Origin of the sequence: Geodermatophilus sp. YIM 151500 (assembly GCF_025716945.1) — a bacterium.
Classification (GTDB): Bacteria; Actinomycetota; Actinomycetes; order Mycobacteriales; family Geodermatophilaceae; genus YIM-151500.
Genome location: NZ_JAOVZT010000011.1, coordinates 148453 through 158126 on the forward strand (window position 1 = coordinate 148453; position 9674 = coordinate 158126).

6 protein-coding genes and 1 pseudogene are annotated in these 9674 nt (G+C 73.6%); 3 read left to right on the forward strand and 4 right to left on the reverse strand.

The genetic code is table 11. The annotated features are described in order from the left end of the window. Positions 1–917: 917 nt before the first annotated feature. On the reverse strand, positions 918–1910 hold the full coding sequence (gene galE / locus OF117_RS17415) for a UDP-glucose 4-epimerase GalE (RefSeq protein WP_263554108.1): 993 nt from the start codon (positions 1908–1910) through the stop codon (positions 918–920). A 297-nt stretch (positions 1911–2207) separates the two neighbouring features. Here galE and OF117_RS17420 point away from each other — a divergent pair, with 297 nt between their 5' ends. Further along, positions 2208–4421 (forward strand): hypothetical protein, encoded by a 2214-nt coding sequence (locus OF117_RS17420; protein ID WP_263554109.1) that lies wholly within the window; start codon positions 2208–2210, stop codon positions 4419–4421. After that, positions 4418–5182, forward strand: coding sequence for a WecB/TagA/CpsF family glycosyltransferase (locus OF117_RS17425; protein ID WP_263554110.1), 765 nt, complete (start codon positions 4418–4420; stop codon positions 5180–5182). Before OF117_RS17420 ends, OF117_RS17425 begins: the two co-directional genes overlap by 4 nt. Here the strand turns inward: OF117_RS17425 and OF117_RS17430 are convergent. Next, positions 5179–6393: an O-antigen ligase family protein gene (locus tag OF117_RS17430; RefSeq protein ID WP_263554111.1), complete on the reverse strand. Its 1215-nt coding sequence runs from the start codon at positions 6391–6393 to the stop codon at positions 5179–5181. The genes OF117_RS17425 and OF117_RS17430 overlap by 4 nt on opposite strands. 304 nt (positions 6394–6697) lie before the next feature. On the opposite strand from OF117_RS17430, the gene OF117_RS17435 reads away from it, so the two are divergent. Beyond that, positions 6698–8197: a polysaccharide biosynthesis tyrosine autokinase gene (locus tag OF117_RS17435; protein ID WP_263554112.1), complete on the forward strand. Its 1500-nt coding sequence runs from the start codon at positions 6698–6700 to the stop codon at positions 8195–8197. Between the two features lie 24 nt (positions 8198–8221). Here the strand turns inward: OF117_RS17435 and OF117_RS17440 are convergent, their stop codons facing one another. Together OF117_RS17440 and OF117_RS17445 are read right to left on the reverse strand one after the other, a co-directional pair. Further along, positions 8222–8845, reverse strand: coding sequence for a hypothetical protein (locus OF117_RS17440; RefSeq protein WP_411969464.1), 624 nt, complete (start codon positions 8843–8845; stop codon positions 8222–8224). Between the two features lie 147 nt (positions 8846–8992). Next, positions 8993–9548, reverse strand: a pseudogene (locus OF117_RS17445) (IS3 family transposase); the annotation flags it as partial. Positions 9549–9674: the final 126 nt, after the last annotated feature.

The following is a 9674-nucleotide window of genomic DNA, read 5'->3' on the forward strand; positions in this document are numbered from 1 at the left end:
ATCGGACGTGGGCGGCGGAGGATCCGACGTGGGCGGCGGAGGCGGCGGCGGAGGCGGCGGCGGAGCCGTGGTGGTCGGCGGAGCCGTGGTGGGCGGCGGAGCCGTGGTGGTCGGCGGAGCCGTGGTGGTCGGCGGAGCCGTGGTGGGCGGCGGCGGTTCGGTGGTCTCCGGTTGCGTGGTCTCCGGCGGCGCAGACGTTCTCGGCGGCACGACGCTCGCCGGCACCCGATCGACGCTCTGGGACGGCCTCGCCGCAGAATCCTGCCGCGGAGTCGTCGTCCGCGCCGCCTCGGACCGGTTGATCGCCCGCTGCACCTCCGAGGACGGCGTACGCACGTCGTCCCCCGCGGAGGAGGGCGGCGGGGAGGGGGACGACGGCGCCGGAGGCGCCTCCGGGGCGGGCTCCGCCGGCGTCTCAGGGGAACTCGAGTCGGACGCGCCGCCGTCGGCGCCGGGCGAGCGCCACGGGGGGCCGCTGTCGGAGAAGGGAGCCACGAAGGGGGCGGCGATCGGCAGGGCGGCCGTCGTCACCTCGTTCTTGTTGATCGCGAGAGGCACGAGGATCGCGAAGAGCCCGCCGGCGCCGCCGATGACGGCCCACGCCCAGCGGGGCGTCTGCGTGCGCGGCGTCTTGTGCTTCACAAACGGAACGTATGCGAGCGCCCACCGGCCGAGCCCGGCTGCGGATCACCTCGCCCGCTCCAACGACCGGATCATCGCGCGTCGGTCACCGTCCGCAACCGTGTTCGTGACGTCGTGCCACGTGTTGTCGAGCGACGGACGGGTGCAGCGACATCCGGCACATGAGGTCCGGCGTGCTCCCGAAGTGCGTCACGGTCGCCTCGGGGCGAACCCGACGGCCACGGGCTCACGTCCGCAGCGCCGGGTCGACCGAGGCGTGGCCATCCCGGCCGTGCTCAGTCGCGACGGCGAGTGCCGCTGGCATGCGCCTGCCAGCCGGCCCAGGCCGAGGCCACCATGTCTCCGACGTCCCACCGGGCGCGCCAGCCCAGGACCTCGCCGATGCGCGCAGCTGAGGCGACGACCCTGGCCGGGTCGCCGGGGCGCCGGGGCCGCACGACCGGCTCGGCCCAGCCCTGGGCGTCCGTGCCCGTCACCGCCCGGATCACGTCGACCATCTCCCGCACGGAGACCCCCTCACCGCGGCCGATGTTGGCCGTGAGAGCTCGCAGGCTCCCGTCGGCCAGGGCGCGCGCTGCCGTGGCGTGGGCGTCGGCGATGTCGGCCACGTGGACGAAGTCGCGGATGCAGGTGCCGTCCGGGGTGTCGTAGTCGTCGCCGAAGATCCTCGGCGGCCGGTGCTCGACGAGCTGCTCGAAGACCATCGGGACGAGGTTGGACCGCCCGCGGTCGGCGAGCTCGGGTGTCGCTGCACCGGCAACGTTGAAATACCGCAGGTTCGCGTAGCGCAGGCCCTGCGCCGCCGCCGCCTGCTCGACCATCCACTCCCCCACCAGCTTGGTGGCGCCGTACGGGTTCACCGGCCGGCAGGACGTGTCCTCGTGCACGAGGACGACGTCCGGAGCGCCGTAGACAGCGGCGCTGGACGAGAAGATGAACGAGTCGACACCGGTGTCCCGGACGGCCTCGAGCACCGAGCAGAGGCCCGAGACGTTCTCCCGGTAGTAGAGGAGGGGGTCGCGGACCGACTCCTCCACCTGCTTCTTGGCGGCGACGTGGACGACGCCGGTCACGCGGTGCTCCCGCAGCACCCGGGCGACCAGCGAGGCGTCGAGCTGGCTGCCCACGACCAGCGGGACGCCGGGGATCCGAGCCGCATCCCCGCTCGAGAGGTCGTCCAGGACGACGAGCGACTCGCCCTGGTCCCGCATGGCGGCGACGATGTGCGACCCGATGTACCCGGCCCCGCCGGTGACCAGCCACGTCACCCCCGGCAGCCTAGTCAGGACGGGGGCTCCTGAGCGGAGCACCGGCGGGGGACGACCCGGTGCGCAGGACCGCTGAGGTGCCGGGCGGCCCGGGCCGCCCTACGAGGGCGTACGTGTGGGCTCTCCTCCCTCGGTGTGATGTGGCGACCACCTCGTCGTACCTACCGTTCGACCGGCAACAGAGCGGATCACGGGGGGACGGGGATGGCAGCGCAAGGAACCGACCAGCGGTCGGCTCCAGGACCGCTCCGCGGCCGGACGACGGTCCTCCGGTCCGCGTTGTCCGGACGACAGGCGGTGTTCCTCTCGGCCGTGGTCGCGCAGGCGCTCACCAGCGCGCTCCTGCTTCCCGTGCTGACTCGCGCCCTGCAGCCTGCGGCCTACGGCAGCGTGGCGCTGGTCGCAGTGAGCCAGCAGCTGATCACTGCGGTGCTCGCACTGGGCCTACCGGGCCTCGTGACCAGCTGGGAGGCAGGCGGCGCCACGCGAGCGTTGCGCACCGGTGCCGCGCTACCGGTGCTGGCGGTAGGGGCTGCGGCCACCGCTGCGGCCGCCGCGGCCGGGTCCGTGCCCTGGACCTCCGCCGTCCTGCTCGGCTCGCTGAACGCCGTCGCGTCGCTGGTGCTCGCTCGTGCCGCGGCTCGTGGATCCGCGGCGGTCTGGGCCGGCCTGACCGTCGCGATCGGCCCCGTCGCGATGATCTGCGCGGCGCTCGCCGCCCTCGTGACCGGGTCCCTTCTGGCCTACCTGACCGCTTGGACGACGGGCGTGCTGCTGGCCGTGCTCGTCGGGCTGCGGTGGGCCGACCGCGAGTGGTTCCGTCCCGGCGACCTGGAGGCGCTGATCGGCCGGACACGACTGTCCATGCCCCTGGCGGTGTCCGCGGCCGCAGGCGTGGCGCTGGCGGCGGGTGACCGCATCGTCGTCGGCCTCAGCCTCGGCGAGGCCTCGCTGGCGCGATACGCAGCCGCCTACGCCATTGGGAACCTGGCTGTTCTGGCTGCAGGTGCAGTCACGACCCAACGGCTGCACGACCTCATGCGCGACGACCCGGCGGCACGGCGGGATCACCTGCTCGCCGTGTCCGCCGTGGCTCTCCTCGGAGCGCTGGCTTCGTGGCCGGCGCTGCTCGTGCTGCTCCCGCCGTCGTACCGACCTGCAGAACTGTGGCCGGTCGCCGCCGTGGCCGCTCTCAGCGCCATCCCCCAGGCGCTCTACCTCCGCGTCCAGGCCCGCGCGACGCATCTCGGCTGCACCAGCGCGGTGGGGGCCGCCGCGTTCACGGGCACGGCGCTAGCGATGGCCGCAACGGTGCTGGCGGCGCTGGTCACGCGGTCCTTCGTCCTGATCGCCGCCGTGACGCCCGTGACGTACGCGCTCCTGGCCACCGTGGTGCAGCGCAGGACTGCGGTGCAGGACCCAGGGACGGCCCGACCGGTCGTCGTGCTGTTGTCCACCGTCCGGTGGAACTTCCTCTGGCAACGGCACCACAGCCTCAGCGTGGCGGCGGCCGGGGTTGCGGACGTCGTGTTCGTGGAGAGCCAACCGCGTCGGGTCGGCCAGCTCCTCACCTACCCGTTGCGGGCCCTGCGCCGAGGGCGCTCCGCGACACCGGGCACGCCACCTCTCCCCGGCATCCGCCTGGTCGGGCCCTCGCCTGCGACTGTCCTGGCGCCGCGCCGGTGGGCGCGGCGCCTCGCCGAGCAGATCGCTCGGCAATCGCGTGGCGCCCGCATCGACGTCATCCTCTACGCACCCAGCGCCGCATATCTGCACCTCGCCAGTGAACTGGCCGACCGGGGTGCATCGGTGACCTACGACGCGGTCATCGACTGGGCGCTCGCGCCGCACGGCTACTTCCCGCCGAGGCGCGCCCTGGAGGCGGAGGCCGCGCTGCCGCCCGACTGGCGGGTGGTCAGCGACAGCCCAGTCGTCGCCGGTGTCCTCGAGCGCCGGACCAGGCGACCGGTGCCCGTCGTGCTCCCGGCCGCGGACGACGCCTTCCTCCAGCACCTCTGGACGCCCCTGGCGGACCGGGAGCCGGTCGTCGGCTGGTTCGGGGCCCTGCACCCGGAGGTCGACGTGCACCTCTTGTGCGCCGCGCGGCGCGCGGGCCTGCGGGTGGAGGCGATCGGTCCGGTCCTGGACCAGGAGATCGCGAATCGGCTCGTGACAGCGGGCGTGACGCTGCTGCCGCCGGAGCCGATCGAATTGCTTCCGGCGCGTATCGCGAACTGGCGGGTGGCGCTGCTCGCCTACACCGGACCCCGCGCTGCGACCATCACCCCGGCCAAGCTGGTCAACGCGCTCGTCGGTTTCCGGGTTGCCACCCGGGGCATCACCGTGCCTGCTTCGCTGACCGATGCAGTCGTCCGGTTGCCGGCCGACGACGCGGCCGCCGTGACGACATTGCTCGAACTGGTCGAGACCCCCGGCTGCCGGGCCGTGCTGGCCCCCGAGCAGTTGTCGTGGCGTGCCCGGCTGAGCGACGTCACGGGGATGCCCCGGTGAGCAGCCTCGGCCTGCCGGTCGTACGCGTCGCCGGAATCGACCTCGTCGACGCGGACCTGCCCGCCGTCCTGGCCACCCTGGCCGTCGTCCGGGACCGTCCCGTGATCGCCTACGCCCTGCACGTGGGGAGCCTGAACGCGGCCGGCGACGTCGACGTGCGACGGGCCTACGCCACCGGGGACCTCACCTACGCCGACGGAGTGGCCGTCGTCCTGGTCGGACGCGCCGCGGGGGGCCGGAGCCTGGGGCGAGCACCGACCACCGACCTCGCGCCTGCGCTGCTGCGCATCCGGCGGGCGGCGGGACCGGTGCGCGTCTTCCTCCTCGGTGGTCCCCCAGGGCTGGCCGCGGCCGCCGGTCGTCGCCTCGCCGAGGACCTCGGCGTCACCGTCGTCGGCGTGGCAGGGGGCTACGGGCTGGACAAGGCGGCCCTGGTTCGTGCGCTGCACGACACGCGCCCGGATGTCGTCCTCGTCGGCATGGGCTCCCCGTTGGAGGTCCACCTGCTGGCGGAGCTGCGACCCTACCTCCCCACGGCCCTCTATCTGACGTGCGGCGGCTGGTTCGGCTTTCTCGCCGGCCACGAGACGCGGGCGCCGGTGCTGCTGCAGCGGTGCGGGCTGGAGTGGACGGCGCGGCTGGCCCAGGCGCCGCGGCGGTTGCTGCCGCGCTATCTGCAGGGCGCCTGGACGACGGCGCGGCTGCTCACCGCCGTCCTCCGTGACGGGACCGGTGCCCGGCCCCGGACGGTGTCCACCTAACGCCAGGTCGCCGTGCTGGTCGGGACCTCGACCGGCGACCTGGCGCCCTCTGCTGCCCGCTGGTCGTCGACGAGAGCGATCCCCAGGACCAGGGCGAGCGGGACGAGGTGACCGACGTCGACGTCCTCCGCCACGAACCACAGCGCGGCGAAGACCGTGGCGCCCAGGGCCACGGGCGACGCGGCACACCACGCGCGATGGCAGAGCGCGAGCAGCCAGACGACGAACAGGACGACGGCGGCCCAGCCACCTCGGTAGAGCAACCCGAGGTAGCCGCTGTGGGTACCCAGGCTCGCGGCAAGCCCCGGTGCCCGTTCCTTGACACCGCTGCCCAGGAGGGGGAATGCGCCCTCCTGGACCGCCTGCCAGGTGGCCGTGTAGATCGCTGCACGGCTGCCGTAGGAGCCTTCCCGCACGCTGTTGAAGGTGGCCATCGTCGCCGCCAGGTCGACGGTCAGGGCCGCAGCGATGGCAGCGCCGACGCCCACGAGGGCGCCGAGCGTCAGTGCCGACCAGTGCCGGCGCCGGCGCAGGAACACCACCCCCATCGCCCCGAGCGCCGCCGCGAGGGCGAGCCAGGTGTTGCGCGAGTAGGACAGGTAGAGCGTGGCGGCGTCCGTCGTGAGGACCACCACCCAGCCGACCCGCGCCATGCCGTGGGCGCGGGCGACGAGGGGCAGCGTCACCAGCACGCCGAGCGCCGACAACCCTCCCGCCCACGTGGCGTTGCCGAAGAAGCCTCCCGTCCGCAGGACCGTCTCGCCGAACCAGTCGGGGAAGGTCAGCCGTGCGGTTGTGAAGCTTTCCAGCGCAGGGTTGCCCAGGAGCGCGGCCGGCAGGACGTGCGAGGCCGGCAGCGGGACGTCACGGAGGGCCGGGTGCAGGACGAGGGCGACGAGGACGGCGATGCTCTGCACACCGGCCAGCTGAGCGATCCCGCGGCCGATCGCGGCGGGGTCGAGCCGAACGGAGGTCAGCGCCGCCAGGGCCACCCACACGGCCAGGTTGTACGCCGCCCCTGCGAGCCGCTCGGCCGGGGCGCCGGCCACTGCCGCGACCAGCAGCGACAGGACCAGGCAGATGACGACGAGAGTTGGGAGCGGGGACGGCGGTTTCCGCTGGCCGTACCGCCCCAGACCGCGCAGCAGGACGACGGGCCACCACAGGAAGCCGAGCCCGAGGATCCACATCGGCGCATAGGCACGGACCATCCCGGTGCTGAGCGGCGCGCCCGGCGTGCTGCGGTCGTCCGGGGCACGGCGGCGCCGCCGGTTCCGGAGAGACCGAGGGGCGGCGCATGAGGGAAGACCATCCGTCGTCACCGCCTGTGGACCCTCCCCCGGATGCAGCGCCGCTCGCGCGGCCGCGTCGCCTCAGCATCGGCAGCTCCGCGCCCGGCTGCATCACCCACCGTGGTGGTCCACCGCTTTCGGGCGAGGCGCTCGGGGCCTGACACGGGTTTGGATGTCCAGGGAGGCGTGAGGTGCACGTGCTCCGAGACCGGGAGCTCCTCGCATGACCTACGCGCAGTACCTGCGCAGCCTCCGCGCCGGGTGGTGGCTGCTCGTCGTCGGCCTCCTCCTGGGCGGTGCCGTCGCCACGGGCCTCACGGCTGCATCCATCCCGAGGTACCAGACGACGACGCAGCTGTTCGTGACCACCGGCGGTGCGACGGACCTGGCCGCCGCGGTCCAGGGAGGCCAGTTCTCCCAGCAGCGCGTCGCGTCGTACGCACGCCTCCTGGAGGGCCGCGGGCTGATGTCGGTGGTGATCGACCGGCTCGACCTCCCGCTGACAGCGGACGAACTCGGCGAGCGGATCGACGCGGTTCCCGTGCCGGACACCGTGCTCCTCGACGTCGTGGTCACCGACACCTCCCCGCGACGGGCGCTGGACATCTCCCGCGCCCTGCAGGACGAGTTCGCCGATCTGATCGGCGACCTGGAGACCCTCGAGAGTTCGAGCGACGCGTCGGTGAAGGTGACCGTGGTCTCGCCCCCGGAGCTGCCTTCCACGCCGATCACGCCTCGCGCCGTCCGCGATCTCGCCGTCGGTCTCGTGCTCGGCCTGCTCGGCGGCGTGGGTGCTGCCCTCGTCCGCACCCACCTGGACACCGCGATCCGCGACCGGGACGCCGCCGGACACGCGCTCGGTGCACCCGTGGTCGGGGCCGTGCCGTTCGACGCGTCGTTGACCCGGAAGGGCGTCGCCGGCCCGAACGACACGTCGCGGGTCGCCGAGGCGTTCCGCCGCCTGCGCGCCAACCTGCTGTTCCTGCAGGTGGACCGCCCGCCGCGGGTCATCCTCGTCGCCAGCCCGCTGGCCGAGGAGGGCAAGACGACCGTCGCGGTGCACCTCGCCGTGGCGTTGGCCGAGTCCGGCCAGCGCGTCACGCTGGTCGAGGCGGACCTCCGCCGGCCGACCGCGGTGCGCTCTCTGGGCGGCATCTCGGGTGCGGGCCTGACCAATGTCCTCACCGGATCGGCCGATCTGGACGACGTGCTCCAAGAGCACGGCGGCCACGGCGACGGCCGGCTGACCTTCCTCGCGGCCGGTCCGCTGCCACCCAACCCCGGTGAGCTGCTCGCCTCCGCGGCGATGCACGACCTGATCGGCCGGCTCACCGAGCGCAGCGACGTCGTCCTCGTCGACGGGCCACCGCTCCTGCCCGTTGCGGACGCCGTCGGCCTGGCGCCGCTCACGGACGGTGTCCTGCTCTGCATCCGCCACGGTTCGAGCCGGTGGGAACAGGTCGGCCTGGCCGCGGAGACCTTGGACCGCGTAGGAGCAGTGACGCTGGGCGCCGTGCTGACCTTGGTGCCGCCGCGGGCGGCAGGAGTGCTCGATCACGGATACGGATACGCGGCTCGGTCGCACCCTCGCCACGGACCCGACGGTCGGAGGCGAGACGGCTGGTGGCGTCGACGGCGCCGTCCCGACCGGCCGACGGTCGCTCTGCCGACGAGCACGCTCCGGCCGGCGACCGTGCCTCGTCGACAGCCGGCGGGTGGCTGACCGCGGCCGGCGTCCGCGGGCGGGTCAGGGGGATGAACCGTCGGCGTAGGTCACGAGCCGGCGGAGCAGGGGCAGCAGCGCATCGCTGATGGCCTCACCGACCTCTTGGTGGACGGTGACGTCCTGCCCGATCGGGTCGCGGATGTCGTCCGCGTCGCCACCGCCGCGACGGCAGGAGCGAGCGGCGGCCAGCGCCCGGACGAACGCCCGCGCGCATGCCGCCACGTCACCCGATCCGTCGGGGTGCGCCGGTACGTAACCGGCGAGCTCCGCCACTTCCAACAGGGTGAAAGTGCGGGCCAGCGACCGGGGAGCCATCTCGAGCACGCGCCTGCGGTGCCGTCGGCTGAGGGCCAACGTGAGATCGGCCCGCTCGATCATGGAGCTGGCTAGCTGGCGGGCGACGAACCCTTCGGGTTCACCACCGAGTCCGCGCAGCACCCGGGCGCTGTCGGGGTTCATCCCGGCGCCCACGACGGCGTCCGTGCCAGCGCTCTCCAGCCGGATCGCCCCTCCCCGCTCACCAAAGGCGGCATCCAGGTACGCGCGGCCGAGCCGCTCGGCCAGCGGTGACCGGCAGAGGTTGCCCGTGCAGACGAACAGGATCGTGAAGGGTCTACCGGGATCGACGCCGTCGGACACCCGCACAGTGTGAGGACCCTCGACGCCGAGTGGCAGATCGTCGCCGGTCGCCTGCTCGTGATTGCGCGTTCGTACCTCCAGCGCGACAGGCCCGTGCGACGGCCAGACGGTCTCGTCGTGTGCAGTGACGATCGTTCCAGCTACTCGAAAGCGCAGGCGGTTGGTGTTCAACCGGTGGACCCGGGCGGCCCAGTGGACCCAGGCGGCGGATCCCCCGCTCGACCTCGTTGCGGCCGGTCAGGGAGCGCTGCCGATCGATGAGCTCGGTCTTGTAGAGGCCGATGGTGGACTCGATCAGCGCGTTGTCCAGGGCGTCACCGACCGAGCCGTTGGAGCGGGCGATCCCGGACTCGGGCAGCGCCTCGATGAACGCCAGAGACGTGTACTGCGCCCCTCATCACCAGCGGTGTCGTCTTCGACGTGGGCACCGGCCAGCCCGGGATCCGGCGGGACTGGACGTCGGTGACGAAGGGGACATGACCAAGCCCGCCAGCGCCCACACGTAGGCGAAGTCCGCCACCCACCACACCACCGGTCCGGTCGGGGCCGGCGATGCCCACGACCGGTCGCACAGGTCGGGGTGCCGCGGCACGGTGGAGTCGCGCTGCGTGGGCACCGTCCGATGACGACCGCGGCGGACGCCGGCGATGCCGGCGAACGGATCCGTGCGCTGGTCGCCGCCGCCGGCTGCGAGCGATGTTCCCGCCCGCCCGCCCGCCCACCCGCCGGACCGTCCCGATCGAGGAAGCCTTCAGCGACATCGATGCGCTGGTCAAGGCGGCCGCGGCATGCCGCCGGGCGCCGCCAGCGGGGTGGGCGCGGCGGCGGTGTGCCG